Annotated in this window: 24 protein-coding genes and 1 tRNA gene; 16 read left to right on the forward strand and 9 right to left on the reverse strand. The window is 74.4% G+C overall.

Annotated features, from left to right (window positions below):
- Positions 1–50 precede the first annotated feature (50 nt).
- On the forward strand, positions 51–542 hold the full coding sequence (locus AC07DA_RS16130; protein WP_479128544.1) for a GNAT family N-acetyltransferase: 492 nt from the start codon (positions 51–53) through the stop codon (positions 540–542).
- 2 nt (positions 543–544) lie between these two features.
- Here AC07DA_RS16130 and AC07DA_RS16135 read toward each other — a convergent pair whose 3' ends face one another.
- The gene (locus AC07DA_RS16135) at positions 545–2,590 is read right to left on the reverse strand and encodes an MDR family MFS transporter (protein WP_479128546.1); all 2,046 of its coding nucleotides are present in this window, start codon (positions 2,588–2,590) and stop codon (positions 545–547) included.
- Positions 2,591–2,748: 158 nt separating this feature from the next.
- On the opposite strand from AC07DA_RS16135, the gene AC07DA_RS16140 reads away from it, so the two are divergent.
- Positions 2,749–4,218 carry a peptidoglycan-binding domain-containing protein gene (locus AC07DA_RS16140; protein ID WP_479128548.1) on the forward strand — a complete coding sequence of 490 codons (1,470 nt, stop codon included), beginning with the start codon at positions 2,749–2,751 and terminating at the stop codon, positions 4,216–4,218.
- Positions 4,219–4,245: 27 nt separating this feature from the next.
- Positions 4,246–4,779 carry a chloramphenicol phosphotransferase CPT gene (cpt, locus tag AC07DA_RS16145; RefSeq protein ID WP_479128550.1) on the forward strand — a complete coding sequence of 178 codons (534 nt, stop codon included), beginning with the start codon at positions 4,246–4,248 and terminating at the stop codon, positions 4,777–4,779.
- Between the two features lie 236 nt (positions 4,780–5,015).
- Here the strand turns inward: cpt and AC07DA_RS16150 are convergent, their stop codons facing one another.
- Together AC07DA_RS16150 and AC07DA_RS16155 are read right to left on the reverse strand one after the other, a co-directional pair.
- Positions 5,016–5,675, reverse strand: a complete 660-nt coding sequence (locus AC07DA_RS16150; protein ID WP_479128552.1) for an HAD-IA family hydrolase — start codon at positions 5,673–5,675, stop codon at positions 5,016–5,018.
- A 199-nt stretch (positions 5,676–5,874) separates the two neighbouring features.
- Complete coding sequence (locus AC07DA_RS16155; protein ID WP_479128554.1) at positions 5,875–6,456, reverse strand: TMEM165/GDT1 family protein; 582 nt, start codon at positions 6,454–6,456, stop codon at positions 5,875–5,877.
- Positions 6,457–6,854: 398 nt separating this feature from the next.
- On the opposite strand from AC07DA_RS16155, the gene AC07DA_RS16160 reads away from it, so the two are divergent.
- The 4 genes from AC07DA_RS16160 to AC07DA_RS16175 all read left to right on the forward strand — a co-directional run bounded on the left by AC07DA_RS16160 (position 6,855) and on the right by AC07DA_RS16175 (position 11,877).
- Complete coding sequence (locus tag AC07DA_RS16160; protein ID WP_479128556.1) at positions 6,855–7,499, forward strand: HNH endonuclease family protein; 645 nt, start codon at positions 6,855–6,857, stop codon at positions 7,497–7,499.
- 81 nt (positions 7,500–7,580) lie between these two features.
- On the forward strand, positions 7,581–9,221 hold the full coding sequence (locus AC07DA_RS16165) for an alkaline phosphatase D family protein (protein WP_479128558.1): 1,641 nt from the start codon (positions 7,581–7,583) through the stop codon (positions 9,219–9,221).
- Between the two features lie 185 nt (positions 9,222–9,406).
- Positions 9,407–11,347 (forward strand): FAD/NAD(P)-binding protein, encoded by a 1,941-nt coding sequence (locus AC07DA_RS16170; protein ID WP_479128560.1) that lies wholly within the window; start codon positions 9,407–9,409, stop codon positions 11,345–11,347.
- 77 nt (positions 11,348–11,424) lie between these two features.
- Positions 11,425–11,877 (forward strand): DoxX family protein, encoded by a 453-nt coding sequence (locus AC07DA_RS16175; protein WP_479128562.1) that lies wholly within the window; start codon positions 11,425–11,427, stop codon positions 11,875–11,877.
- A 125-nt stretch (positions 11,878–12,002) separates the two neighbouring features.
- On the opposite strand, the gene AC07DA_RS16180 is transcribed toward AC07DA_RS16175, so the two are convergent.
- Complete coding sequence (locus AC07DA_RS16180; RefSeq protein WP_479128564.1) at positions 12,003–12,542, reverse strand: superoxide dismutase family protein; 540 nt, start codon at positions 12,540–12,542, stop codon at positions 12,003–12,005.
- Between the two features lie 276 nt (positions 12,543–12,818).
- On the opposite strand from AC07DA_RS16180, the gene AC07DA_RS16185 reads away from it, so the two are divergent.
- The gene (locus tag AC07DA_RS16185) at positions 12,819–13,415 is read left to right on the forward strand and encodes a DedA family protein (protein ID WP_479128567.1); all 597 of its coding nucleotides are present in this window, start codon (positions 12,819–12,821) and stop codon (positions 13,413–13,415) included.
- A 156-nt stretch (positions 13,416–13,571) separates the two neighbouring features.
- Positions 13,572–14,855, forward strand: coding sequence for a phosphatase PAP2 family protein (locus tag AC07DA_RS16190; RefSeq protein ID WP_479128953.1), 1,284 nt, complete (start codon positions 13,572–13,574; stop codon positions 14,853–14,855).
- Positions 14,856–15,290: 435 nt separating this feature from the next.
- Here AC07DA_RS16190 and AC07DA_RS16195 read toward each other — a convergent pair whose 3' ends face one another.
- Positions 15,291–15,524 (reverse strand): DUF2277 domain-containing protein, encoded by a 234-nt coding sequence (locus tag AC07DA_RS16195; protein ID WP_479128569.1) that lies wholly within the window; start codon positions 15,522–15,524, stop codon positions 15,291–15,293.
- A gap of 101 nt (positions 15,525–15,625) precedes the next feature.
- Between AC07DA_RS16195 and AC07DA_RS16200 the strand changes: the two genes are divergently transcribed.
- Positions 15,626–16,540, forward strand: a complete 915-nt coding sequence (locus AC07DA_RS16200) for a ketopantoate reductase family protein (RefSeq protein ID WP_479128571.1) — start codon at positions 15,626–15,628, stop codon at positions 16,538–16,540.
- Positions 16,541–16,591: 51 nt separating this feature from the next.
- A complete protein-coding gene (locus tag AC07DA_RS16205; protein WP_479128573.1) occupies positions 16,592–16,945 on the forward strand; it encodes a hypothetical protein in 354 nt (117 codons plus the stop codon).
- A gap of 76 nt (positions 16,946–17,021) precedes the next feature.
- Here AC07DA_RS16205 and AC07DA_RS16210 read toward each other — a convergent pair.
- Positions 17,022–17,093: transfer RNA gene (locus AC07DA_RS16210), tRNA-Val, on the reverse strand.
- Between the two features lie 200 nt (positions 17,094–17,293).
- Between AC07DA_RS16210 and AC07DA_RS16215 the strand changes: the two genes are divergently transcribed.
- From AC07DA_RS16215 to AC07DA_RS16230, 4 genes are all read left to right on the forward strand, one after another.
- Complete coding sequence (locus tag AC07DA_RS16215; protein WP_479128575.1) at positions 17,294–18,163, forward strand: DUF4097 family beta strand repeat-containing protein; 870 nt, start codon at positions 17,294–17,296, stop codon at positions 18,161–18,163.
- 74 nt (positions 18,164–18,237) lie between these two features.
- Positions 18,238–19,641, forward strand: coding sequence for a hypothetical protein (locus AC07DA_RS16220; protein ID WP_479128577.1), 1,404 nt, complete (start codon positions 18,238–18,240; stop codon positions 19,639–19,641).
- 22 nt (positions 19,642–19,663) lie between these two features.
- Positions 19,664–19,876, forward strand: coding sequence for an FmdB family zinc ribbon protein (locus AC07DA_RS16225; RefSeq protein ID WP_479128579.1), 213 nt, complete (start codon positions 19,664–19,666; stop codon positions 19,874–19,876).
- A 55-nt stretch (positions 19,877–19,931) separates the two neighbouring features.
- Positions 19,932–20,699 carry a DedA family protein gene (locus AC07DA_RS16230; RefSeq protein WP_479128581.1) on the forward strand — a complete coding sequence of 256 codons (768 nt, stop codon included), beginning with the start codon at positions 19,932–19,934 and terminating at the stop codon, positions 20,697–20,699.
- On the opposite strand, the gene AC07DA_RS16235 is transcribed toward AC07DA_RS16230, so the two are convergent.
- Genes AC07DA_RS16235 through AC07DA_RS16245 form a run of 3 tightly spaced genes read right to left on the reverse strand, consistent with a single transcriptional unit; the run spans position 20,620 to position 25,186 of the window.
- Positions 20,620–21,429: an HAD family hydrolase gene (locus AC07DA_RS16235; RefSeq protein WP_479128583.1), complete on the reverse strand. Its 810-nt coding sequence runs from the start codon at positions 21,427–21,429 to the stop codon at positions 20,620–20,622. The two genes, AC07DA_RS16230 and AC07DA_RS16235, sit on opposite strands and share 80 nt — an antisense overlap.
- Positions 21,429–23,975 (reverse strand): phosphoribosyltransferase, encoded by a 2,547-nt coding sequence (locus tag AC07DA_RS16240; protein ID WP_479128585.1) that lies wholly within the window; start codon positions 23,973–23,975, stop codon positions 21,429–21,431. Before AC07DA_RS16240 ends, AC07DA_RS16235 begins: the two co-directional genes overlap by 1 nt.
- Before the next feature lie 44 nt (positions 23,976–24,019).
- On the reverse strand, positions 24,020–25,186 hold the full coding sequence (locus AC07DA_RS16245; protein ID WP_479128587.1) for an HpcH/HpaI aldolase/citrate lyase family protein: 1,167 nt from the start codon (positions 25,184–25,186) through the stop codon (positions 24,020–24,022).
- Positions 25,187–25,415: 229 nt separating this feature from the next.
- Between AC07DA_RS16245 and AC07DA_RS16250 the strand changes: the two genes are divergently transcribed.
- Positions 25,416–26,321, forward strand: coding sequence for a TerD family protein (locus AC07DA_RS16250; RefSeq protein WP_479128589.1), 906 nt, complete (start codon positions 25,416–25,418; stop codon positions 26,319–26,321).
- Positions 26,322–26,351: the final 30 nt, after the last annotated feature.

Below are 26,351 nucleotides of genomic sequence, written 5' to 3' on the forward strand. Positions count from 1 at the left end.
CGCGTCGTGCGGTTGCGTGACGGCAGGGACACCAGTCGAGAATGCGGGCCATGACGTGGACCGTGAGCCCCGAACCGTACGACTCCCCCGTCGCCGCCGCCCTCTGGCGGGCGTACTACACCGAGGTCAGCGACCGCTGGTACCTGCTGCACGAGGGCCGCCGCACCGACCCGGACGAGCTGGAACGGGAGATCGCCGCGGCGCCGGGCGCGGATCTCGCGCCGCCGCGCGGGCAGTTGCTGGTCGCCCGGTACGACGGCGAGCCGGCCGGCAGCGCGGGCGTACGGCTGCTGGACCCCGAAACGGCCGAGCTCACCCGGGTGTTCCTGCACGAGCCGCTGCGCGGCCGGGGTGGCGCGCAGCGGCTCGTGCGGGCCGCCGAGGACGCCGCCCGCGCGCTCGGTGCCGCGCGGATGGTCCTCGACACCCGCGGCGACCTCGTCGAGGCCCGGGCCGTCTACGCCCGGCTCGGCTACCGGGAGACCGCGCCGCACAACGACGACCCGTACGCCGACCACTGGTTCGCCAAGCGGCTCGCCTGAGCTCAGAGAGCCCGTTCCGCCGCCCTCGGGGCGTCCGGCCGCTCCCGGCGCGCCCCGCACAGCTCGCCGTTCAGCTCCCGCACGAGCCGTTCCAGGTCGGTCGGCCGGTCCGGCCCCCACCAGTCGCCGAGCAGCTCGGCCAGGGAGTCCTCCCGCGCCTGGGCCAGCCGTTCGGCGACCTCGCGCCCCTGGTCGGTCAGGACGAGGTCGAGGCCCTCGCGCAGGGCGAGCCGCCGTTCCTCCACCTGCCGGGCGGCCTCCATGATCACGTGCAGCTGCACCGGCCCGCGCTCGGCCAGCACGCCCGGCTCCACCGAGCCGTACCGGCGGATCCGCAGCAGCAGCCAGCTCGCTGCGGGCAGCAGGTCGTAGCCCGCCCGGGTGGTGATCTTCCGGTAGACCTCGCGCCGGCCCTCACGGGTGCCGAGCACCGACAGGGCCCGGCACACCTCGTCGTACGAGGACCGCTCGACGGGGTTGCTGGCGAGGGTCTGGGTGGCGTCGGGCGCGGTGACCGAGCCGCGCAGCCGGTCCTCCTTGAGGAACCAGGCCAGGACGAAGCCCAGGAGGGCCACGGGGGCGGCGTAGAGGAAGACGTCCGTGATGGCGGTGGCGTAGGCGTGCAACGCCGGCGGGCGCAGGTCGGGCGGCAGGGCGGCGATGCCGCGCGGGTCGGCCTCCAGCGCGTCCACCGAGGCCCCGGGCGGCAGGGGCGCTCCCCGGAAGGCGTCCGTGAGCTGTTCGCCGAGCCGGCCGGCGAAGACCGTGCCGAAGACGGCGACGCCGAACGAGGCGCCGATGGAGCGGAAGAAGGTCGCGCCGGAGGTGGCCACGCCCAGGTCGGCGTACGGCACCGCGTTCTGCACGATGAGCACGAGGACCTGCATCACCAGTCCCAGCCCGAGCCCGAAGACGAAGAAGAAGCCGCTCAGTTCGGCGGTGGAGCTGTTCTCGTCGAGCTGGTGCAGCAGGAGCAGCCCGAGCGTGGTGATGCCGGTGCCGGCGATCGGGAACACCTTCCAGCGGCCGGTGCGGCTGACGACCTGCCCGGAGGCGGTCGAGGCCAGCAGCAGCCCCAGCACCATCGGCAGCATGTGCACGCCGGACATGGTGGGGCTGACGCCCTGGACGACCTGGAGGAACGTCGGCAGGTAGGTCATCGCGCCGAACATCGCGAAGCCGACGACGAAGCTGATCACGGCGGAGAGCGTGAAGGTCCGCACGCGGAACAGCCGCAGCGGCAGCACCGGTTCGGCGGCCCGCCGCTCGACGGCCACGAAGACGGCGGCGAGGACGACGCCCAGGACGGCGAGACCGACGATCTGCGCGGACCCCCACCCCCAGGTCGTGCCGCCGAGGGAGGCGACCAGCACCAGGCAGGTGGCGACGGCCGCGATGAGGAAGGTGCCGAGGTAGTCGATGACGTGCCGCTGTCCGGTGCGCGGGATGCGCAGGACGGCGGCGATGACGGCGAGCGCGACGGCGCCGACGGGCAGGTTGACGTAGAACACCCACCGCCAGCTCGCGTGCTGGGTGAACAGCCCGCCGAGCAGCGGCCCGAGCACGCTGGTCGCGCCGAAGACCGCGCCGAACAGCCCCTGGTAGCGGCCGCGTTCGCGCGGGGGCACGAGGTCGCCGACGATCGCCATCGACAGCACGATCAGCCCGCCGCCGCCGAGGCCCTGCACGGCCCGGAAGGCGATCAGCTGCGCCATGTCCTGTGCCGCCCCGCACAGCGCGGACCCGGCCAGGAAGATCACGATCGCCGCCTGGAACAGCCGCTTGCGCCCGTACTGGTCGCCGAGTTTGCCCCACAGCGGCGTCGCGGCGGTCGCGGCCAGCAGGTACGCCGTGACCACCCAGGACAGGTGATCCAGCCCGCCGAGATCGCTGACGATCGTCGGCAGGGCGGTCGAGACGATGGTCTGGTCGAGGGCGGCGAGCAGCATCCCGAGGAGCAGGGCTCCGATGGAGACCAGCACGTTCCCGGGCACCTGCTCCCCGGTCCCGGCGCCCGTGGTCGACGGTTTCGTGGTGTCTCCGGCCATGAGACCTCCCGAGGTCCTGTGACTTTTTCCATCGTGACCGGTGTGCGGGGGTATGGCCCACCGGGCCCTTTTGGAAGCTGCCATTCCGGGAGCCGGCCCGCCGCGCTGTGGAGAAGATCTGGATAATCTCTGGAGTTCGCGAGGGGAGGGAGGAACGCGTGGAGCAGCCCATCGGCCACCCGTGCCCGGAGTGCGGAGCGCCCAGACAGCGGGACCACACCCCTTCCTGCGCCTGCACCCACCGCGCCGCCGAGGCCCTGCGCGACACCCGCACCGCGGAAGCGGCGGCGGCGGAGGACTTCGACCCCCTGCGGATCCGGCCGTACGTGGAGATCGACGGCGGACCGGGGCCCGGCCGGGCCGCCCCCGCCGGGCAGGACGGACCGGCCCCCGCCGGGCAGGACGGACCGGCCCCCGCCGGGACGCGGGGGCTTGCGAGCACCCGCGGGCCCGCCGGGCCCTCGGGCACTGCCGAGGCCGCAGGGACGGGCACGCCCGGCACGGCGGGCACCCCGGGGGCCGTGGGTGCCGCGGAGACCGCGCGCACGGCCGTCGTCACACCCGGACCGGCCTCGGCGGAGGGCGCACCGGCTGCGGACGCTGCCCCTGCCGGTGCGGTCGGCCGTGCGACCACCGCCGCCTCCCGGGTCTCGCCGCCCTCGCGTGCTCCGGCGGCCCCGGCGCCGCCGGACACCTCCCCCGCCGACGCCACCGCCCCCCTGCCCCCGGTCGACCCGGGCGCGACCGCCGCGCTGCCCACCGCTCCCGGCGTCCCCGCCGCCCCGGCCACCGCGGGCACCTCCGTGCTGCCCGCGCCCCTCGCGCCGGGCGGGAGCCAGCCCAGCGTCACCGACCTGCGCCTCTTCGACGGTGCGGGAGCGGGACCGGGCCGCCCGGAAGCGGTCGGGCCGGACACGGTCCGACCGGAGGTGACCGGACCCGACACGGCCGGACCGGAGGTGGCCGGACCGGAGGTGGTCGGACCGGAAGCGGGCGGGGCGGGGACGGGCCGGCCCGCGCGCCGGCGCCGTGGCGTCCTCGTCGCCGCGGCCGCCGCCGGCGTCGGGGTGATCGCCGCGGCGGGGTACCTGAGCGGGCTGTTCGCCTACGAGAGCCCTTCCCGGGACACGGCCCTGCCGGACGGCATCCGGGCGAGCGTCCCGGACGCGCCGTCGAGCAGCGCCGCGTCCACCCCCACCGAGGGCGCCGCGTCGGCCGGCGCGTCGGCCTCCGCCACACCCACGCCGTCGCCGTCCCGCAGCGCGAGCGGATCACCCTCGCCGTCGCCGTCCACGGCCGGCCCCTCGCCGAGCCCCTCGCGTCCGCCCGAGCCGTCGGCCTCGTCGCCGTCCCCCGCCCCGACCGGCCCGGGCGTGCCGGAGAACGCCGGCCAGAACGGTGGGGTCACCGTCCTGCGCCGCGGCGACAGCGGCCCGGAGGTCACCGAACTCCAGCTGCGCCTACGGCAGTTGTACCTCTACAACGACGAGGCCGACGGCTCCTTCGACCAGCGGCTGGAGGACGCCGTGCGCACCTACCAGTGGTCCCGCGGCGTCCAGACGGACGACCTCGGCGTCTACGACCGGCAGACCCGGGAGAAGCTGGAGGCGGAAACCCGGGAGCCGTGACCGGCCCGCCCGGCGTACGGTGACGCCGTGACCACTCGGGTGATCGTTCTCAACGGCGGTTCCAGCTCGGGCAAGTCGGGTATCGCCCGGTGCCTCCAGGAAGTGCTGCCCGACCCCTGGCTGTCCTTCTCGGTCGACGACTTCGTCGAGGCGATGCCGGCGCGGCTGCGGGGCTCGGAGGGCGGCATCACCTTCGCGGCGGACGGGGGCGTCAGCGTGGGGGCCGAGTTCCGTGCCCTGGAAGCCGCCTGGACGCGGGGCGTCGCCGCGATGGCCAGGGCGGGTGCCAGGATCGTCGTGGACGACGTCTTCCTCGGCGGCCCGGCGTCCCGGCTGCGGTGGGAGCGGGCCCTGGCCGGCCTGGAGGTGCTGTGGGTCGGCGTCCGGTGCGAGGGCGAGGTCGCGGCCGGACGCGAGATCGCGCGCGGCGACCGCATCCGGGGCATGGCCTCGGCCCAGGCACGGACCGTGCACGAGGGCATGACCTACGACGTGGAGGTGGACACCACCCGCGCGGAGTCCCTGGACTGCGCCCGCGCCATCGCCGCCCACGTCGGCTGAGCGCCGCACGCCGACAGCGTGGCTCGGGGCGTGTGGCCGGTCGGTGGCCTGGGCGGGTGGATGGGGACCGGCGGGTGGGCCTGCCGGCACGAGCCAGTCCGCCCGCCCGATCCGGACCCCCAGCCGCCCAGGCCCAGCCACCGACACACGCCGGACCACCGCCAAGCCCCGGCCACCGGCACAAGCCGCGCCCAGGCCAACCGGCCCGCACAAGCCGCGTCCGGCGGAAGCCGTGGTCAGCCGATGTGGAGCCGGATCGTCCCGTCCGCGTCCGCCTGGACCCGCACCTGCCTGAGATCCTCCACCACCACGTCCGGCTCGTGGAACGCGGCCCGGGGCCCGACCCCGACGACCGTCATCCCGGCGGCGCGCCCGGCCGCGATACCGGCTCCGGAGTCCTCGAAGACGACACAGTCCGCGGGGTCGACGCCCAGCTCGGCGGCGCCCTTCAGGAAGCCCTCCGGGTCGGGCTTGCTCGCCCCGACGGACTCCGCGGTCACCCGCACCTCGGGCAGGCCGAGGCCGGCCGCGGCCATCCGGGCCGTGGACAGCGGCACGTCGGCCGAGGTCACCAGCGCGTGCGGCAGCCCCCGCAGCGAGGCCAGGAACTCCGGCGCCCCCGGGATCGCGACGACACCGTCCGTGTCGGCCGTCTCCTCGGCGAGCATCCGGGCGTTGTCGGCGTGGTTCTGCTCCATCGGCCGATCGGGCAGCAGCAGCGCCATCGAGGCGTAGCCCTGCCGCCCGTGGACGACCTTCATGACCTCGTCCCCGTCGAGCCCGTGCCGCTCGGCCCAGCGCCGCCAGACGCGTTCGACGGCAGCGTCGGAGTTGACCAGGGTGCCGTCCATGTCCAGCAGGAGGGCGCGGGCGGTGAGCACGGCGGTGGCCGTCATCGGCAGCTCCAAGGCTCGGGGCGCGTTCCAGCGCGTCAGGGGGCGGACGGCGGGTCGCGTCCGTCGCACCCGGGAGGGACAAGGCGGCCCCGCCCGCCGGTCAGGGAAAACGGGCGGAGGCCACTTTGTTTCTCTACGGTACAAAACAGGTCCGGGTCCGCGCCAGGGGCCCCCTGTGGACGTTCACCCACTGTTCAGCTCAGCCGGTCACGGCCTCCCACAGGCTCCACACGCCCAGGCCCAGCATCACCAGCGCCGCGATCTGCGTGATCAGCCGCAGCGGCACCTTCTTCATCAGCGCCTTTCCGCCCACGATGCCGATGCCCGCCACCGCCCACAGCGCCAGCACCGCGCCCAGGCCGACGGAGAGCGGGTCGTCGTAGCGGGCGGCCAGGTTCGCGGTCATGATCTGGGTGAGATCGCCGAACTCGGCGACCAGGATGAGCATGAAGCCCGCCCCGGAGACCTTCCAGAAGGACTGGTTCTCCGGCTTGCGGACCTCCTCCTCGTCCTCGCCCTTCCTCAGCAGCAGCACCGCGGCGCCGCCCAGGAAGAGCACGCCGGTCAGCGCGTGCACGATCTGCTGCGGCAGCAGGGTCAGCACGCTGCCGGCCGCGACGGCGAGCGCGACGTGCAGCGCGAAGGCGGCGGCGACCCCGGCGAACACGTACGAGGCGCGGTAGCGGGTGCCGAGGACGAGGCCGGCGAGGGCGGTCTTGTCGGGCAGTTCGGCGAGGAAGACGACGCCGAAGACGACGGCCGTCACGGTCAGGCTGATCAAGGTTCCTCAATCGGTCGGGGCTGCCCCACCGAGAGCGCTGATCCTGTCGGAGACTTCCGACGCGACACCTCGGCACGGCAGCGCACTCGGCGCCCGTGCCGTACGGCGCGGGCGTGCACTGCTTGCCGAAGGTCTCGCTGGCCGGTCCGGGAAAGGACCTGCCTCCGGGCGCCGGCTCAGGCGAGCTGAGCAGTATGTCGACGGTCCGGCGAAGAGCTACTCCCCTTCTGCGCCGTCCATGGTACGCGACGGTCCCGGAGTGAAAAGTTCCGTCTTGAATCTTGTCATGTCATGCACGCGTCACTAACTTCTCACCGGGCGCACACCTGTGCGCAACACGGCACCGCGAGCATTCCCTCGCTCGCACGCCCACACCCCCTTCTCCCCAGGGAGCCCGCATGCCCAGGTTCTACGCGCGTCGACGGCTGAGCGTGGCCGCCGCGTTCACCGCCCTCATATCCTCCGCGGCCCTCTTCAGCGCCCCCACGGCCTCCGCCGCCCTGCCCACCCCGGTCAGCGGCGCCACCGCCCGCTCCTACCTCGCCACGCTCACCGTGACCAGCGAGGACCGCACCGGCTACAACCGCGACCTCTTCCCGCACTGGATCACCCAGTCCGGCGCCTGCAACACCCGCGAGGTCGTCCTCAAGCGCGACGGCACCAACGTCGTCCAGGACTCCGCCTGCGCCGCCACCAGCGGCAGCTGGTACTCCCCCTACGACGGCGCCACCTGGACGGCCGCCTCCGACGTCGACATCGACCACCTGGTCCCGCTCGCCGAGGCGTGGGACTCGGGGGCCGGCTCCTGGACGACCTCCCGCCGCCAGGCCTTCGCCAACGACCTCACCCGCCCGCAGCTCATCGCGGTCACCGACAACGTCAACCAGGCCAAGGGCGACCAGGACCCCGCCACCTGGATGCCCTCCCGGACGGCCTACCGCTGCACCTACGTCCGCGCCTGGGTCCAGGTGAAGTACTACTACGGCCTCACGGTCGACTCCGCCGAGAAGTCCGCCCTGACGAACCACCTCGCGAGCTGCTGACCCGCGCGGGTTTTCGTGTCGGAACCTCCCCGCCGGCCTCCGTCGTTCCGTACCGTACGGGGCGACGGAGAGGGGAACGCCATGGCCGGACTGCGCCTCGGGCCGCTGCTGAGGTACACCGACGGCTCGTCCGCGACCGTCTGGGTCGAGACGAGCCGTCCCTGCACGGCCGAGGTGCGCTGCGCCGACGGCGCCGGCGGCACGGCCCGCACGTTCCAGATCGCCGGCCACCACTACGCGCTGGTGCCGGTGACGGGCCTCACGGCCGGCACGACCACGACGTACGAGGTCCTCCTCGACGACGCGCCGGTGTGGCCGCCGCCCGGCTCGCCCTTCCCGCCCTCCGCGATCCACGCGCCGGGCCCGGACGGCGCCCTGCACGTGGCCTTCGGTTCCTGCCGCTGGGCCTCCCCGCCGGCCGGCGGGGACGACCCCGTCGGCCCGGACGCCCTGGACGCGCTCGCCACCCGCCTCGCGGCCGACCCCGAGGGCGAGCGGCCGCACGTGCTGCTGCTGCTCGGCGACCAGGTGTACGCCGACGAGACCTCGGACAGCACGCAGCGCTGGCTGGCGGCCCGCCGCGACCTGAAGGAACCGCCGGGCAGCGGGGTCGCGGACTACGAGGAGTACACGCACCTGTACTACGAGTCCTGGCTCGACCCGCGCATCCGCTGGCTGCTGTCCACGGTGCCGAGTTTCATGATCTTCGACGACCACGACGTGATCGACGACTGGAACACCTCCGCCGCCTGGCTCGCCGACATGCGGTCCACCGGCTGGTGGCAGGAGCGGCTGCTGAGCGGCCTGATGTCGTACTGGGTCCACCAGCACCTGGGGAACCTCTCCCTGGAGGAACTGTCCACCGACCCGGTCTACGAGCAGGTCCGCTCCCTGCCCGACGGCACCGACGTGCTGCGCACCTTCACCGCCCGGGCCGACGCCGACCCGGCCACGGCCCGCTGGAGCTACCGGCGGGACTTCGGGCGCGTGCGGCTGGTGATGGTGGACAGCCGGGCGGCCCGCGTCCTGGAGGAGGCGGACCGCTCGATGCTCGACCCGGGCGAGGAGTCCTGGCTGCGCGAGCAGGTCCTGGACTCCCCCGGCGCCTACGACCACCTGCTGGTCGGCACCTCGCTGCCCTGGCTGCTGCCGCACCTGGTGCACGACGCCGAGGGGTGGAACGCGTCGCTGTGCCGGGGCGAGCGGGGCGCCCGCTGGGCCCGGCTGAGCGAGAAGGTGCGGCGGGCCGCCGACCTGGAGCACTGGCCGGCGTTCCCCGGGTCCTTCGCCCGGCTGGCCGAGCTGATCGCCGAGGCGGGGTCGGGGGCGGACGCGCCGGCGACGGTGTGCGTGCTGTCCGGGGACGTGCACCACGCCTACATCGCCGAGCCCTCCTGGCGGTCCCGGCCGGCTCCGGGCGCCCGGGTGGTGCAGCTCGTCTGCTCCCCCGTCCACAACTCGGTCCCGTTGTCGATCCGGCTGGCCTTCCGGGCCGGCTGGAGCGCGACGGCGCGCGGGTTCGGCCGCCTCCTGGCCCGGCACGGCCGCCTGTCCCGTCCGCCGGTCGACTGGCGCAAGACGGGCGGGCCCTGGTTCGGCAACCAGCTCATGACCCTCACCCTGCGCGGCCGTTCGGCCCGGCTCCGGCTGGAACAGGCCAAGGCCCAGCAGGGGGCCGGCCCGCGGCTGACGACCCTCCTGGACTCCGAACTCGCCCCGTAACTCACCTGTTCCGCACGGTTTTTGCCGCTGCGCCCCGTACTGCGGGTGACGCACGCCACAGTGCGCTCCGAACCCTCCCACGGCCTCCACCCACCGCTCCCGGCGACGGCATGATGAGGCGGACCGTCCGCTTCCCCTCCGGCGGACCTCCGACCCCCGCACCCCCACGCCCTGGAGCCCCACCCTTGTCTGCGTCCACCGAGGAATCCGCACCGGCCGAGGCGTCCGTACCGCCCGGGACGGCGGAGCCGCTCTCCGTCGCCCTCGTCGGGGCCGGACCCCGCGGCACCAGCGTCCTGGAACGGCTGTGCGCCTCCGTGCCGGAACTCCTCCCGTCCGGCGCCCGGCTGACGGTCCATGTGATCGACCCGGACCCGCCCGGCCCCGGCCGCGTCTGGCGCACCGGCCAGTCGCCCGAGTTGCTGATGAACACCGTGGCCTGCCAGGTCACCCTGTTCACCGACGACAGCGTGGACTGCTCGGGCCCGGTCCGCCCCGGCCCGAGCCTGTACGACTGGGCGCAGGGCGCGCTGGGCCCGGACGACTACCCGGCCCGGGCCGACTACGGCCGCTATCTGGAGTGGGTGTTCGGCGAGGTCGTGCGCCTGGCACCGCCCGCCGTCCGCATCGAGACGCACCGGGCCCGCGCGACACGCCTCGACGACGCCCCCGACGGCCGTCAGAGCCTCGCCCTCGACGACGGCCGCACCCTGACCGGTCTGTCCGCGGTGGTCCTCGCCCAGGGCCATCTGCCGAGGACGGCCGATGCGGACCAGGCACGCCTCGCCGCCCATGCCGCCCGCCACGGACTGCGCCACGTCCCGCCCGCCAATCCGGCCGACGTCGACCTGTCCGGCGTCCTGCCGGGCGAGCCCGTGCTGCTGCGCGGCCTCGGCCTGAACTTCTTCGACCACATGGCCCTGCTGACCACCGGCCGCGGCGGCCGCTTCGTACCCGGCGACCGGGGTCTGCGCTACCTGCCCTCCGGGCGGGAGCCACGGCTGTACGCCGGTTCGCGGCGCGGCGTCCCGTACCAGGCCCGGGGCGACAACGCCAAGGGCCCGTACGGCCGGCACGTCCCGCTCGTCCTCACGCCCGAGGTGATCGCGGGCTTCCGCAAGCGTGCGGACTCCGGGGAGGCGCCCGACTTCCTGGCGGAGATATGGCCACTGGTGGCGAAGGAGGTGGAGACGGTCTACTACGCCACCCTGCTGCGGCGGACCGGGAGCGCGCGGCGGGAGTTCACCGACCGCTTCCTCGCCGTCCCGCACGGGGACCCGGAAGAGGCCGGGGTGCTCGACGAGTTCGGCGTGGCGGAAGCCGGCCGGTGGTCCTGGGAGCGGCTCTCCCGGCCGTACGCCGGGCGGGACTTCGCCCATCGGGGCGCCTGGCGCGACTGGCTGCTGTCGTACCTGCGCGCGGACGCCGCGCAGGCCGCCCTGGGCAATGTGCACGGCCCGCTGAAGGCGGCCCTCGACGTGCTGCGGGACCTGCGCAACGAGCTCCGGCTGGTCGTCGACCACGGCGGCCTCACCGGCGCCTCCCGCCGCGACCACCTCGACGGCTGGTACACCCCGCTCAACGCCTTCCTGTCCATCGGTCCGCCCCGGCGCCGCGTCGAGGAGCTCGCCGCGCTGGTGGAGGCGGGGGTGGTGGAGGTGCTCGGGCCGCGCCTGCGGGTGGCGGAGGAGGCCGGGGCCTGGACGGCACACTCACCCGACGTGCCCGGCTCGGCCGTCTGGGCGACGACCCTCATCGAGGCCCGGCTGCCGGAACCCGACGTGCGCCGCACGGCCGACGCGCTTCTCACCGGGCTGCTCGGGGCGGGGCAGTGCCGCCCCCACACCGTCGACGGTCACGAGACAGGGGGGTTGGATGTGACTCCACGCCCTTACCATCTGATAGACCGTCAAGGCCGGGCGCACGCACGGCGGTTCGCCCTCGGGGTGCCGACCGAGGGAGTCCACTGGGTGACGGCGGCGGGCGCTCGCCCAGGAGTGGATTCGGTCACTCTTTCGGACGCCGACGCGGTGGCGAGAGCGGCCCTACGTGCGGCTGGGGCCGACGCCGAGCGGCTCCCAGAGGTAAACCATTGGCCAGATGTTGAACTTGCAAGCATCTGTTAGGCGCACCTAGCGTGGGGAGTTCGGTTCCGTCCCCCGACCGGCCCGCCCCGGGCCGGCCGACCGAAGGAGACCCCCCCATGACCACTCGCCTCAACGGCGCCCAGCCATACGCCCTGGCGCTGTTCCGGATCGTCATCGGCCTGCTGTTCGCCTGCCACGGCGCCGTGGCCCTCTTCGGCGTCCTCGGCGGCGCGGACGGCAAGGGCGGCACGGCCGCGACCGGCGCCTGGCCGAACTGGTACGCCGCCGTCATCGAACTCGTCGGCGGCACCCTGGTGCTGCTCGGCCTCGGCACGCGGGTCGCGGCGTTCATCTCCTCCGGCGCGATGGCCTACGCCTACTTCAAGGTCCACCAGCCGGAGGCGCTGTGGCCGATCCAGAACAACGGCGAGGGCGCGGCCATGTACTGCTGGGCCATGTTCCTGCTGATCTTCACGGGCTCCGGCGCGTTCGGCCTGGACCGGCTGCTCGGGCGGCACACCGCCGAGCCGGGACAGCGGACACCGGACCAGGCACCGGTGGCCGCCTGACCCACCCCCGGATCCCGCCGCGAGGGCAGTGGCGTCTTCCCGCACGCGGAGGCGTCGTTCGCTCCGGCCGGACCCGGTCCCGGGCCGGGTGCTCGGACCCTTGGGTGCCCCTTCCGCTCGCCCCGCTAGCCGCCCCCGGCCACCCACCCGAACGGCACCGTGAAGCAGGCCACCCGCGCCCCCGCGCCGCCCGGCACGTCGTGGATCACCACCGAGGACGCCTCTCCCCGCCGGAAACCCCACGGGTGCCGGGCGCTCGCCGCGCCCCCGCCGTGCCGGTCGGCGGTGAAGTCCAGCCAGACCTCGTTGTGCGGTCCGACGTGGTGCGGCTCGTCCGAGGGCCGGTGCTGGTAGTGCCCGCCGGCGGCCTGCGGGTCGGCGCCGCAGGGCGCGCGGTGCACGTGGACGCCGTAGGCGTGCCCGGGCCTCATCCCGCTCACCCTCATGCGGACGGTCGTGGTCCCGTCCGGCGCCGTGCGCTGGCCGACCTCGATCCACGCGCCCACGGGCGCGAGACCACGGTCGTACGTGAGCGCCGGTGACCGTCCCGCGGCCCCCGGCGGGGCGAAGCGGGCGTCCGTCCGCATCGTGTACCCCCCGGCACCGCCCGTCCCGCTCGCGAAGAGGGCGGCGGCGACGGCGCCCGCACACATCCCAGCCAGCATCCTGTCCACCGTTCCTCACCCGGCGCGGGCCCCCGGGGGCCCGCCTCTTCTCCGTTGCTACGGGACGCCCGCACCCACCGCTCCCCGGGGCGCGGCAGCCGGGTGACAAAGTGACGACTCGGGACGAGGTGAACACTCCGTACCGAACATACGAGCCCCCCGTGAACCACCCGTCACACCCCCGCGTACGCTGTATGGCTGTCATCGGCCGCCCCTGCCGCTCCCCCCGCGTCACCGCGGCACGGTCTGGCCCACGGGGGATCACGGGGAGTCGCGGTGCTGGAGCAGGTGGGGTCGCTGATCGGCAGCCCGTGGATCTACGCGGTGGTCACCCTGTCCGTGCTGCTGGACGTGTTCCTGCCCGTCCTCCCCAGCGGCATCCTGGTGATCACGGCGGCCACGGCGGCGGCAGCGGGCTCGGCGACCGACGTGCCCGACATCCTCGTGCTCACGCTGTGCGCGGCCACCGCCTCCGTCCTCGGTGACCTGGCCGCCTACCGGCTCGCCTGGCGGGGCGGTGCCCGGCTGGACCGGGCGATCTCGCGTTCCCGGCGGCTGACCACCGCGCAGGAACGTCTCGGCGCGGCCGTCGCGCGGGGCGGCGGCGCGCTCGTCGTCCTCGCCCGGTTCGCTCCGGCCGGCCGCTCGGTCGTCTCCCTCGGCGCGGGCGCCGCGCACCGCCGCGCCCGCGACTTCCTCCCCTGGTCCGCCCTGGCCGGCCTGACCTGGGCCTGCTACAGCGTCGCCCTCGGCTACTTCGGCGCCCACTGGCTGGGCGCGAGCTGGCTGGGGACGGCGGTGTCGGTCGGGGCGCTGTTCGGGGCCGGCGCGGGGGCGGCCTATCTGATGCGGCGCGAGCCGCGGACGTCGTAGCCCGGCTCCGCGCCGGCACCACGCACGCCACGTCCACTCCACGACCACTCCGACTGGGAAGCGGCTGAGACAGTGACCACCACCGCGACGCGGAAAGACTCCCCGGCCTCGCGCACAGAACGGATCACCCGCACCGCGCGGCGGCATCCACGGGCGGTGCTGTGGGCCGGTGCGGGCGCCATCACCCTGGGATTCCTCGTCGCGCTGGAGATCATCGCACGCCACCTGGGCATACCCGGGCCGATCACCATGCAGGCGCGCGAGGTGATCCACGCCCCCAAGTCGGGCTTCCTGCTGTACGCCAGCATGGCGCTGACGATGGTGGTGCTGACCTGGCGCCAGCGGCTGATCGCCCTGGGGGCGGCGCTCGCCATCGACCTCGTCCTCCTGTCCGTGCGGTGGGCGATCGGCGCGTACCCGACGGACGGCCACCCCTTCGGCAACGGCGCCCTGTGGGTCATCCTGGGCCTCGCCGTCCTCGCCGTCACCCGCCGCACCGGGCCGGAACGCGTCCTGCTGCTCAAGGGCGTCGGGCTCGGTCTGCTGCTGGTGACCGGCCGCAAGACCGGGGACACCTGGCTGCTGATCACCTCGAAGACCCTCCCGGTCACGCTCGACCCCTACATCGCCATGGCCGACCACGCCCTGGGCAACCCGTCGTGGCTGGCGGGCCGGCTCCTGGAGGCGAGCGGCCCGGTCGGCGAGCACGCCCTCGACTACGTCTACGCCCAGCTCGCGGTGGCCGCGGTCGTCGTCGCCCTGTACCAGCTGCGCGACGTGGCCGCCGAGCAGCGCTTCCCGCGCCACCACCTGGTGCGCACCTTCCTGGTGATCGGGCTGCTCGGACCGGCCATCTACATGATCTACCCCGTGGTCGGACCGATGTACGCCTACGGCCCCGAGGGCGGGACCTGGGCTGCGGCCGACCTCTGGCCGAACACGCTGCCGCCGATCACCACGCCCTACCCCCTGCCCTTCGACGAGATCACCCCGCGCAACTGCATGCCCAGCCTGCACACCGCGTGGGCCACCGCGATCTACATCCACTCGCGCCGGGGGCCGCGGGCCCTGCGTCTGGCGGGCACGTTCTGGCTGGTCGCGACCCTCGCCGCGACGCTGGGCTTCGGCTGGCACTACGGCGTGGACCTCGTCGCCGGGGTGGTGTTCGCGTACACGATCGAGGCCGGACTGCGCACGTTCGACCGCGGCTGGGACCGGGCGGGGGTCCTGCTCGTCGCCTACGGGACGGTGGTCTTCGCCGCGCTCCTGACGGCGTACCGCTTCGCACCGCTGGAGATGGCCCGGTACCCGTGGCTCGCCGGGCCGCTGGTCCTGCTGGTCATGGCCTCGGTGGTCGGCGGCTACCAGCGCCTCACGAAGCTGTGGGAGGGCGCCACCGTCCCGGCCCCGCGGGCGGAGCCGCAGCCGGAACCGGCGTGAGGGCTCCCGGCGCCCAGGCGGGCACCGACGCGCCCGGACACCGCTAGGCCCCGGCGTCGCGCCCACCGGTAGGCCCCGGGTGCCGCGCCCACCGGTAGGCCCCGGCGCCGCGTCGCCCGCCGGCTCGACAGCCCGACGGCCCGCCGACCCAGCACCGCGCACGCCCTCGCACACGGCCCGACGCCGTGCACGCCCTCGCACGGCCCGGCGCTGTGAAGGTCACCGCACGGCCCCGACACCCGTGCACGCCGTGGCACAGCCCGACGTCGCGCCGCCCCACGGCCGGCCCGACGCCGCGAAGCCCCTCACAGGCACACGGCCGGCACCGCGCACGCCGTCGCACGCCGCCCAGCGCCGGAAGCCCCTCACACAGCCCGGCACCGACAAGGCCGCGCACAGCCCGGCACCGCGAAGCCCCTCGCACCGGCCCCGGCGCTAGCTCGCCCGGCGGCCGGCCCCGGCGCCCCGGACCTCCAGGCCGTCGAGCAGCTCGGCCGTGGCCCGGGCGACGGCCTCCACGGCGCGGTCGAACACCTCCTGGTTGTGGGCGGCGGGGGCGCGGAAGCCCGAGACCTTCCGCACGTACTGCAACGCGGCAGCGCGAATGTCCGCCTCCGTGGCCTCCTCGGGCAGCGCGGGCGGACGAAGCGTCTTGATACTCCGGCACATGCCCCCAGTCTCACCCCTTCGGCGCCCCCGCGACAGGGATTCCTGCCATGATCACGTCCAGGCGGCCACCATCCCGGGGCCGACCGACGAGAGGAACCCCCGTGGCGCACTCCGCGAATAAACTCACCGTGGCCGTCCTGGGCCCCGGCGGCGTGGGCGGTCTGCTCGCCGCCCTGCTCTCCCGCGCGGGCCACCGCGTGATCTGCCTGTCCGGCGAGGAGACGGCGAAGACCCTGCGCACCGATGGCATCCGCGTCCGCAGCGCCCGGTTCGGTGACTTCACGGCCCGCGTGGAGGCCGGCACCGAGCTGCGCGAACCGGTCGACGCCTGCCTGGTGACCGTCAAGCACACCGCCCTGGACCCGGCCCTGCGGCGGGTGCCCGCCACCGCCCTCGGCGACGGCCTGGTCGTGCCGTTCCTCAACGGCGTCGAACACCCGGCGGCCCTGCGCGCCCGCTACCGCCCCGACCGGGTCGCCCCGGCCGTCATCCGCGTCGAGTCGACCCGGGTCGCCCCGGGCGCCGTCGAACACACCAGCCCCTTCGCGGAGATCGACCTGGCCGGCACGGACGTGCCCCACGCCCGCCTCGACGCCCTCGCCGAGGCCCTGGGCGCCGCAGGTCCCGCCACCCGCGTCCGGGACGACGAGACGGCGACCCTGTGGGCGAAGATGTCGTTCCTGGCCCCGCTCGCCCTGCTGACCACCCGTTACGGCCTGCCCCTGGGCGACGTGCGCACCCACCACCGCGACGAGCTGACGGCCCTGGTGGAGGAGACGGCCGCGATCAGCGGGGCGTGCGGCGGCCCGTCGGACGCGGGGGAGGCCCTCGCCCGCTACGACGCGTTCCCGCCCGCGACGAAGTCGTCGATGCAGCGCGACGCGGAGGCGGGCCGGCCGCTCGAACTGGACGCCATCGGCGGCGCGTTGCTCCGCGCGGCCGAGCGCCACGGGATCGCGGCCCCGGTGACGGACCGGGTCGTGGGCGAACTGCGGCTGGTACACCCGTTCGCATGAACCACGGGAAGGAACTCGCTCCTCTAATTCGAACAGGCGTATCATTGGGCCGTGGCTACGACCTATGACTTTCCGAGTGACCTCCTCGCCGGTCAGGAGGAACTCCATCAGGTCCGGGCCGAGCTGTCGGCCCTTCTGAAGCGACTTCCCTGGTCGGTGGAGCCGCTGGACGGCTTCAGCGACGACAACGGCTGGCGCAAGGTGGAACGCCCCGCCTCCCCGGGCTGGACCGCCGACGAACAGGCCGAGGTGGAGAAACTCCGGCGGCGCGAGCACGAACTCGCGGTGTTCGTCAGCACACACCGCTACTGGTCCGAACTCACCGGACCCGACCGGGTGGCGGCCCGCTCCCAGCTGAAACACGCCCACGAGACCCCGTCGGAGGAGCCGGGCGGGGCGTCGTAGCGCCCCGCCCGCCGACGGAAGTCGCAGAAGAGGCCCCCGGGGGAATCCCTGGGGGCCTCTCGCTGCCCGGCACCGGTGGGCGCGGACGGTTTCGAACCGCCGACATCCTGCTTGTAAGGCAGGCGCTCTACCCCTGAGCTACGCACCCGTGCTCCCGGGACACGCGCCCAGGACGAGTCGACAGCCTACATGGCCCGGGGCACCGTCCCGCAAACCCGTGTGGCGGGGGCCGCCGGGGGTTATCCCCACCCCGGATCCGGGAGCCGCCCGGATCCCCCGGCGGGGCCCGGATCCCTACGGTCGTAGAGCGCCCGAGAGCGCCCGTCGTCCGCCCAGGGGGAGATCGTCATGGTCCGCGCCGCACGCACCGCCGTACCCGCCATCAGCAGCACCACCCGTACCCGCCGTGCCTCCCGAGCGGCCGCCGTCGCCGGCGCCGTCGCGGTGCTCGTCGCCGGGCTCGGCGCCTGCGGCGCCTCCGCCGGGGACGACGAGGCACCCGACCGCAAGTCCTTCGGCCTCCAGGGCCGCACCCTCACCGTCGACTCCGACGACTCCGCGCTGGAGATCGTCGCCGCCGACGGGAACCCGCCGGGCGAGATCCAGGTCACCCGGTGGTTCCAGAGCTCGGTGATGCTCGGCGAGGACCCCGAGGTCACCTGGGCCATGCGGGACGACCGGCTGGTCCTGCGCCTGGAGTGCTCCGGCTTCGTCGCCGACTGCTCCGCCAAACACCGCATCGAGGTGCCCCGCGGCATCACCGTGAACGTCCGGGACGGCGACGGCAGCGTCCGCGCCCGGGGCTTCCGCGACCCGCTGAACATCCGCACGGGCGACGGCTCCGTCCACGTCACCGACACCACCGGGCCCGTGGAGCTGCGCACCGGCGACGGATCGATCCGCGTCTCCGACACCACGGGGCCGCTGCGGATGCGCACCAGTGACGGCTCCGTCCGGGCCGACGTCTCCTCCCGGGACGTGCGCACCCACACCGGCGACGGCTCCGTCCGCCTCGAACTCGGCGTCGTGCCCGACCGCGTGGACGCCCGCAGCGGGGACGGCTCCGTGACCATCGCCCTGCCCCGCGCCGCCTACCGCGTGACCACCGAGACCGGGGACGGCGGCGTCGACGTCTCCGTGCCCCGCGACGACAGCAGCGCCCACGCGGTGTCCGTCCGCACCGGCGACGGCAAAGTGACGGTCCGCACGGCGAACTGACCGGGCCGTGTGTTCGTCCTCAACGGGTGGGAGAATGACACCGGGCAGGGTGGACCACAGCACGGGAGAGGGATGTGACGGCGACACCAGCGCAGCCGTACTCGCCGTCGGTGCCGCCCGCGCGCCGTCCGCGCCACCGCCCCCCGCGCAGACCCGGCCCGCTCCGGGACACGCTCACCCTGGTGACCCTGCCGCTGCTGGCCGCGCTTGCCCTGCCCGCGGCCTTCGCGGGCGGCGGCACCCGCCGCTGGTTCGGCGGCCGGGCCGAGAACCAGCGGGCCGAGGCGCAGGCCGCGAAGGACGCCGCCGCGGCCGCCTTCTACGAGCTCGACACCGCCCAGCGTGACCTGCGCATCTCCATCGAGACGATCACCGCGGTCGACGACTCCCCCGCCGCCCGGCGCGCCGTCGGCGACTTCGACGCCCTCGGCCGGCGCATCGACGAGGCCAGCCACCGGTACATCGACGCCGTCGACGCCCACGACCTCGACCGCGACGACCTGGAGGCCTCGGCCGCCTCCCGCGCCCGCGGGGAGCTGACCGCCGCCAAGGAGGAACTCGGCCGCGTCAAGCAGGAGCTGGACCGGTTCGCCGAGGGCCTCGGTCCCCTGCTCGGCAAGGCCGAGACGCAGCTGGCCCGCCTCGCCCCCGCGGTCGAACGCGCCCGCCAGTCCCTGCTCGCCGCCTCGAACGCCCTCGACGCCGTCCGCGCCACCGGCCTGAAGGCGGACGACCTCGCCGCCCGGCTGGCCGCCCTGTCCCCCGAGCTCACGAAGCTGAACCAGGGCGCCGGTCAGCACGGTGTGCCGCAGACCCTGGAGCGGGCCGAGCGCGTCACCCGCGAGGCCGAGGCCGTGCGGGTCGAAGCCGAGCGGCTGCCGGAGCGCGCCGCCGAGACCGACCGCCGGCTCATCTCCCTGCGCACCCGCGCCCAGGCCCTCACCACCCGCTCCGAGCAGGTCGACCCGATCCTCAGCGAGCTGCGCCGCCGCTTCACGGCCGCCTGCTGGCAGGACCTGCAGCACGTTCCCGACACGGCCGCCGAGAACGTACGCCGGGCCGAGGCGAAACTCGCCGAGGCCCGCGCCGCCCGCGAGGAGCAGCGCTGGGCGGACGCGACCGCCCTGCTGTCGACCGTGCGGGCCCTGCTGAACGCCACGGACGAGGCCGTCTCGGCCGCCGGCGACCGCCTGCACCGCCTGAACGCCGTGCAGAAGGACCCGGAGCAGGAGATCGAGCGCACCCGCTTCGCCATCCGCGACGCCCAGCGCCTCGCCATGGCCGGCCGCAACACCCCCGACCCGCGCCACGCCCGCCCCCTGGACGACGCGGTGGCCCGCCTGGAGCGCGCGGTCGGCACGCTGGAGGGCCGTCACCCCGACTACTGGCACTTCCTGACCGAGACGGAGGCCGTGCGCCGGGCCGTGGCACGCGTGGTCGCCCTGATCCGCGAGGAACGGGGGGCGGCGGGCCACTGACCGCGCCGGTTAACCTGGCCCCATGCCTCGCTACGAGTACCGCTGCCGTACCTGCGGCGACACCTTCGAAGTCAGCCGTCCCATGGCTCAGTCCTCCGCCCCGGCGGCCTGCCCCGCCGGGCACGACGACACGGTGAAGCTCCTGTCCACCGTCGCGGTGGGCGGCTCGGCCTCCGCCCCGGCCCCGAGCACGGGCGGCGGAGGCGGCTGCTGCGGTGGCGGCTGCTGCGGCTGACGCCTTCCGCGGCTTCCTCAGCGTCCCTTCAGGTCCGGTTCCCTAGCGTGGCGGCATGACAGCCATCGCCGCGGACGCCGGACCGCAGTGGGTCAACGACCTCATGGACGCGCTGGGCGCGCCGGGTGCCGGTCTCGCCATCGCCCTGGAGAACCTGTTCCCGCCGCTGCCCAGCGAGGTGATCCTGCCCATGGCCGGGTTCGCCGCGAGCAGCGGGCGGATGAGCCTGCTCGCCGTCCTGCTGTGGACGACGGCCGGCTCGGTGATCGGCGCGCTCGCCCTGTACGGGGTCGGGGCGCTGCTCGGCCGGGACCGGACGGTGGCGATCGCGGGCCGGCTTCCCCTGGTGAAGGTCTCGGACATCGAGAAGACCGAGGCGTGGTTCCTGAAGCACGGCACCAAGGCCGTGTTCTTCGGCCGGATGATCCCGATCTTCCGCAGTCTGATCTCCGTGCCGGCGGGCGTCGAGCGCATGCGCCTGCCGGTGTTCCTCGGCCTGACCACCCTGGGCAGCGCGATCTGGAACACCGTGTTCGTGCTCGCGGGCTACTTCCTCGGCGCGAACTGGCACACGGTGTCGGACATCGTCTCCACCTACTCCAAGGTGGTCCTGGCGGTGGCGGCCCTGGCGGTGGTGGTGTTCGTCGCGGTACGGCTGCGACGGCGCCCCGGAAGGGCGCGGGGAACCGCGCGATCGGCCACCACGGAGCCGCAGCCGTACGACGACCAGGACACCCGCGTGCTCAGGCGCCCCGTACCGCCCCCAGGAACTCCCGCAGGATCCGCTCCCCGGCGAGAACACCCCGGTCGGCGAGCACCCTGATCGAGGAAGCGGTGAAGCCCGCGTCCGCCAGCTCCCCGTGGCCGGGCCGCCAGCCCTGGTCCGCCGCGAGGAGCAGGTCGGTGTCGAGCAGGGAGTCGCCCGCGGCGAGCGTGAGATCGGCGCCGGTCCGCCGCGCCACCTCCCGCATCGCCGCGCTCTTGGTGAGCGGCTTGGGCACCGCGTAGATCTTGCGGCCCTGCAGGGACACGGTCCAGCCGCGGTTCTCGGCCCACACGGCCAGTTCCTTCACCCAGTCCTCGTCGAGCAGTTCGCGCTCGACGACGAGGTAGGCGAAGAGGTCGTCGGCGACGCGGTGCTTGCGCACCCACACCGGGTCGGCGGCCCTGAGCAGGTGTTCCTGCACCTCGGCCAGGGGCGCGCACTGGTCGGCCAGCCGCGCGGTCACCCGCGCGTGCCAGTCCGGGTCAAAGACGCCGTCGACCATCAGGTGGCCGCCGTTCGCGCAGATCGCGTACCTGGGCGGCGGACCGGGCAGGTTGATGCGCTGGTACTGCTTGCGCGTGCGGGTCGTCGTCGGCACGAACACGGCCGCGTCGCCCAGTTCGGCCAGGAGCCGCGCCGCCGTCTCGGTCATGTACGACAGCGGCTTGCTCTCGTGCACCTCCACGCACAGCAGCCGGGGCGCCCGGGCGTCCGGCATGGTCAGCGCCAGGGCCGCGGCGGAGTAGATCAGGGTGCGGTCGAGGTCGCTCGCGACGAGGACGGGCATCAGACCGTCACCGCCTTGCCGTCGGCGCCGGTCGCGCCCCGGGTGTACCTGGGGTGGATCAGGCCGACGCAGGTGTAGGGCAGGCCGGCCACCTCCTCCAGGGGCACGCCGCGTTGCCCGGCCAGCAGCCGGACGTGGTCGAGGTCGCGGCCGGCCCCGGCGCGGGCCAGCACCTTCCAGGGCACGCGGCGCAGCATCACGCGGGTGGTCTCGCCGACGCCGGGCTTGACGAGGTTGACGTCGTGGATGCCGTACTCCTCACTGATGCGTTCGACCGCGGCCCAGCCCTCCCAGGTGGGCGAACGGTCGGCGGCGAGCAGTTCCTTGGCCTGGGCGCAGGCGGCGTCCGTGACCTCGGGGAAACGGGCGGAGACGGCGTCCAGGAAGGTCACCGAGACGTCGGTGGCGGCGAGTTCGCGGTAGAACTTCGCGCCGTGGAAGTCGTGCGGGCCGACCAGGTCGGCGCGCAGCACGGTCCGCGAGACCAGACCGGAGACGGTCGAGTTGAGGCAGGCGGAGGGGATGAGGAAGTCCTCGCGGGTGCCGTAGGTGCGCACGCAGGAGCCGGGGTCGGCCAGCACGGCGATCTCCGGGTCGAACCCGGTGATGCCGTCGGACCGCTCGAACCGGGCGAGCGCCTGGGCGAGTTCGCGGGTGATGGCGCCCTTGCCGGTCCAGCCGTCGACGAAGACGACGTCCCGGGGGTCGTGGTGTGCGGCGAGCCAGCGCAGGGCGTTGGCGTCGATGCCGCGGCCGCGGACGATCGACACGGCGTAGTGGGGCAGGTCCAGGCCGTGCCGGTGCTGCGCCCAGCGGCGCATCAGGATCCCGACCGGCGTACCGGCCCGGGCCAGGGAGACCAGGACCGGGCGCGGGGACCGCTCGGCGAGGACCGTCTCGGTGACGACGCCCACCGCCCGGGCGATCCGGGCCGCCGAGGTCGTGAGCGCGGCGTGGAACAGCTCCTGGTACTGCTCGCTGGGCTGGTACTCCACGGGCAGCGACTCCGCGTAGTGCGCGCCGCCGCTCTGGATCGCCTCCTCGCGCTCCTCGGTGGGCGCCTCCAGGGTCACGTCCGAGAGGTCCTGGAGCAGCCAGCCGACCTCCTCGGGCGCGTACGAGGAGAAGGCGGGGCCGCGGAGGGGCTCGGGCAGCATGGAGGGCCTTTCGGAGGCGTGCGGGGTCTCGGCGGCGGACGGGGGGACGTACGACGGCACGACGGCGAGGAGCACCCGCGGGGTGTGCGCGGCGAGGCGGGCCAGCAGCCCGTCGGGGGCGTGCAGCGCGGGGGTGTCCGCGACGGAGTCGACGACGGCGACGACCGCGTCGAAACCGGCGCCGGCGACGTTGTAGGCGTACCGTTCGCCGGGGCCGTCCGCCGGGTCGTCGTGGGCGGGGAAGGCCAGGCGGGTGCGTATCGCGTAGCCGGGGTCGTCCACGGCGAGGACGGGTGAGCGGGTGGTGGTGGAGAAGCGCACCTCGGCGCCGGCCGTCCGCTCCAGGGCCTCGGCGAGCCGCAGCGGGGCGTACATCAGCTCCTCGGAGCCGAGGACGAGGACGCGCCGGGCACCGGCGGGCAGCGCCTCGGCGATCCGGGCCGCCATGCCGGGCAGGGCGGCTTCCAGGCGCTCCCGGTGGGCGGGGGTGAACCCGTGCCGGCCGCCGTCCGGCAGGTCCTGGGGCCAGTGCACGTCGACGCGGGTGATGTGGGGGCGCGTACGGTCGTCGGCCGGGCGCGGGCCGGTGGGGGCCGGGCGCGGGCCGGTGGGGGCCGGTCGCGCGGTTCCCCGCGCCCCGGAAAGGGCCTCGTACCGCGCCACCAGCTCGCGCCCCTTCTCCAGCACCCCCTCCGGCAGCCGCACCGTGCCCGAGGCCGCCGCCACGAGGTCCACCCGCGCGCCGATCCCACGGGCGAACTCCTCCAGCCGGCCCGCGTCCGCCGCCGACCGCATGTCCACCAGCGCCACCACGACGTACCGCCGCCGCGGATACCGCTCGTGCAGGTCCCGGACGGTGTTCAGCACGGTGTTCCCCGTGGAGAACTCGTCGTCGACCAGGACCAGCGGCCCGTCGCCGGCGAGCAGCCCGGGATCCTCGGGCAGCAGCAGGTGCGAGGTCGCGTGGGAGTGGGACTCCTCGAAGCCGCCGGCCGGGGTGAGCCCGGCGACCGGGCGGCGGGTGGAGTGCAGGTAGGGGACGGGGCCGAGGCCGTCGGCGACGCAGTGGCCCAGGCCGGTGGCGGTCTCCGCGTAGCCCAGGACGACCGCCTCGCGGGCCTCGTCGTCGCCCAGCAGCTCACGCACCCGGCGGCCGAGCGCCACGCCGTGGCCGTGGACCACGGACGGCGACTGCGGCACGTGCTTGCCCAGCACGTTCGACACCAGCAGGTGGGCCCGCCTGGGGTTGCGGCGCAGGGCCAGCCCCAGCAGGTCGGTCAGCCGGTCGTCACCGGCGAGCTCGACACCGAGCCGTTCGGCGACCCAGCTGCCGGACCAGACGCCGTCGCGCACCTCGTGGTGCGGCCCCTCGTTCACTGCCTTCTCCATGGATTCCTTGCGTCGCGTTCGACCGATGGACCGGATTCGCAGACTCAGCTCGGCAGGCCCGCCGCGAGCAGTTCCACGAAGCCGATGTCCTCGTTGGCCACGCCGAAGACCTCGGCGCGCAGCAGCGTCCGCTCCGCCCAGGCCCGGTGCGGCTTCACCTCGTTCATCTTGTTCGTGTACGCCGACCTCAGTACACCCCCGCCGCCGCGCTCGGGGCGCAGGATGTCCTGGGCGTCCGAGAACTCCTCGTGGCTGACGACCGACAGCGCGTGCACCGGCAGCACGTGCGAGGGGTGGATGCAGGTCTTGCCCAGCAGGCCGTTGGCCTGGTCCAGGGAGATCTCCCGCAGCAGCCCGTCCATGGCGTGCTCGATCAGCTTCGCGCGCAGCTCCGCCGCCTGCACCTCCAGGAAGGGGCTCTGCCGCAGCAGCGGTTTGAACATGCGCTCCTGGACCCGGAAGTACTCCCACACCGGTCCGGTCACGGTGAAGCCCGTCCCGTCGGCGCGGCCCAGCATGTTCACCACGTCGGCGATCACGGAGGCGACGATCTGCACGTCGTAGGCGGTCATGTCGGGGCCTCTGCGCAGGCCGTAGGAGGAGCAGAAGTCCGTCACGCCGAGGCGCAGCGCGAGGACGCGGTCGCGGTACTTGTCGATCGCGCGGGAGATGCCCTCCAGGGTCTCCACGCGCGACTCGCGGTAGAGCAGCTCGGGGGACTCCAGCACCGGCATGGCGAAAAGGCGACGGCCGCTTTCGGCCTCGGCGGTGGCCAGGGCCTCCAGGAACGGGATGCCGCGTTCCGCGGTGAACTTCGGCAGGACGAACCCGGACAGCAGGCGGACGGCGGGGCCGAGGCGCCGCACGAGGTCGGGTATCTGCCCGGGGGCCCGGACGCGGATGAACAGCAGCGGCAGGTCCGGGTCCGGGAGCTCGGCGAGCGCCGTGAACTGGCGGACGAGGTTCTCCTCGCCGGGGCCCACCTCCGCGTCGTCGATCGAGTCCTCCAGGCACAGCACCATCGAGACCACGCCGCGACCGCCCTGCTTGAGGACGTCGTCGGCGAGGCGGGGCCGGGTGGCCGGGCTGTAGAGCGTGGCGCCCAGGGCCGCCGACAGCAGCCGCGCCGGGGAGTCCGCGGTGAACACGCACGGCTCCCGGTGGAAGAGACGCTTCCGCACCTCAGGGGCGATGTGCCCGAAATGACGCATGAAACTCCCCCGTGGTGGTTGCGCGACCTGCGAATCGACGAAAGGTGGCCGGTAATAGTACGTAGAAGTCCATGTCCCAGGTTCCCGTCAGGCATGAATATCAGGTAACGCGGGCAAGCACAGCGGGGCCCGGCCATGACGACGGTAGTCCCCGCGGGCCGTCCGCGCCGCTCGTGGCACCGCGGCCCCCGCGTTGTCGTGAGCAGGACCGAGAGGGCAGGATGACCGCATGACGCACGCGATGCTGAAAGGGTCGAACGTCCCGCTGGAGGCCACCACGGTACGCGCCGTGCTGCGCTGGACACCCGGGCAGGGGGTTCCGGACGTCGACGCCTCCGCGCTGCTCCTCGGCCCCGAGGGTCGTGTGCGCTCCGACGAGGACTTCGTCTTCTACAACCAGCCCCGGCACCCTTCCGGAAAGGTGTGGCGGCTCGGCAAGAAGCGGGTCACCGAGGGCCTGACCGACACGATCCAGACAGAGCTCACCGGTGTCGAGCCGGAAGTGAGCCGGATCCTGCTGGTCGCCTCGGCGGACGGCGTGACGTTCGACCGCGTACGGGAGCTGCGCATCCTGCTGTACGACGCCGCCGACACCGGCACGGACGCGCTCGCGTACTTCGACGTCAAGCCGGAGACGGGCGAGGAGACGGCGCTGATCTGCGGCGAGCTGTACCGGCGCGGCGAGGGCTGGAAGTTCCGGGCGCTGGGCGAGGGCTATTCGAACGGGCTGAAGGGGCTCGCGACCGACTTCGGCATCTCCGTGGACGAGTCGGAGGCCGCGGAGGAGCCGACCACGACCGTGCCCGCGCCTCCCACGACGGCCGGTTCCGCCCAGCAGCCCGCCCCCGCCTCACAGTCCTCCGCCGAGGTGTCCCGGCCGCTCCCGCCGGAGCAGCCGCCCGCGGTGCCGGCGCAGTCCGGGTACGGCTATCCGCCCCAGCAGCCTCCGGTGACGCAGCCGGCGTACGGCTACCCCCACCCCACGAGCCGGCCCGCGTACGGCTACCCGCAGGCACCGGCGGCGGGGGGCGCGGCGGGCGGGCAGTCCGGCTACGGCTACCCGCAGCCGGTCACCGCGGCCCCCGACCCGGACTTCCGCCTCCCGCCGCAGGGCCCGCAGTTCATCGGCCGCTGAGGACACGGGCACCGGGCCACCGGCACCGCC

This window comes from Streptomyces sp. NPDC044921, assembly GCF_056432865.1.

Coding starts and splice junctions, on each gene's coding strand:
- AC07DA_RS16225 (WP_479128579.1), top strand. CDS start 19,664: ATGCCTCGCTACGAGTACCGCTGCCGTACCTGCGGCGACACCTTCGAA.
- AC07DA_RS16160 (WP_479128556.1), top strand. CDS start 6,855: ATGCCCAGGTTCTACGCGCGTCGACGGCTGAGCGTGGCCGCCGCGTTC.
- AC07DA_RS16175 (WP_479128562.1), top strand. CDS start 11,425: ATGACCACTCGCCTCAACGGCGCCCAGCCATACGCCCTGGCGCTGTTC.
- AC07DA_RS16235 (WP_479128583.1), bottom strand. CDS start 21,429: ATGCCCGTCCTCGTCGCGAGCGACCTCGACCGCACCCTGATCTACTCC.
- AC07DA_RS16130 (WP_479128544.1), top strand. CDS start 51: ATGACGTGGACCGTGAGCCCCGAACCGTACGACTCCCCCGTCGCCGCC.
- AC07DA_RS16150 (WP_479128552.1), bottom strand. CDS start 5,675: ATGACGGCCACCGCCGTGCTCACCGCCCGCGCCCTCCTGCTGGACATG.
- AC07DA_RS16215 (WP_479128575.1), top strand. CDS start 17,294: ATGGTCCGCGCCGCACGCACCGCCGTACCCGCCATCAGCAGCACCACC.
- AC07DA_RS16135 (WP_479128546.1), bottom strand. CDS start 2,590: ATGGCCGGAGACACCACGAAACCGTCGACCACGGGCGCCGGGACCGGG.
- AC07DA_RS16240 (WP_479128585.1), bottom strand. CDS start 23,975: ATGGAGAAGGCAGTGAACGAGGGGCCGCACCACGAGGTGCGCGACGGC.
- AC07DA_RS16230 (WP_479128581.1), top strand. CDS start 19,932: ATGACAGCCATCGCCGCGGACGCCGGACCGCAGTGGGTCAACGACCTC.
- AC07DA_RS16180 (WP_479128564.1), bottom strand. CDS start 12,542: ATGCTGGCTGGGATGTGTGCGGGCGCCGTCGCCGCCGCCCTCTTCGCG.
- AC07DA_RS16195 (WP_479128569.1), bottom strand. CDS start 15,524: ATGTGCCGGAGTATCAAGACGCTTCGTCCGCCCGCGCTGCCCGAGGAG.
- AC07DA_RS16165 (WP_479128558.1), top strand. CDS start 7,581: ATGGCCGGACTGCGCCTCGGGCCGCTGCTGAGGTACACCGACGGCTCG.
- AC07DA_RS16245 (WP_479128587.1), bottom strand. CDS start 25,186: ATGCGTCATTTCGGGCACATCGCCCCTGAGGTGCGGAAGCGTCTCTTC.
- AC07DA_RS16250 (WP_479128589.1), top strand. CDS start 25,416: ATGACGCACGCGATGCTGAAAGGGTCGAACGTCCCGCTGGAGGCCACC.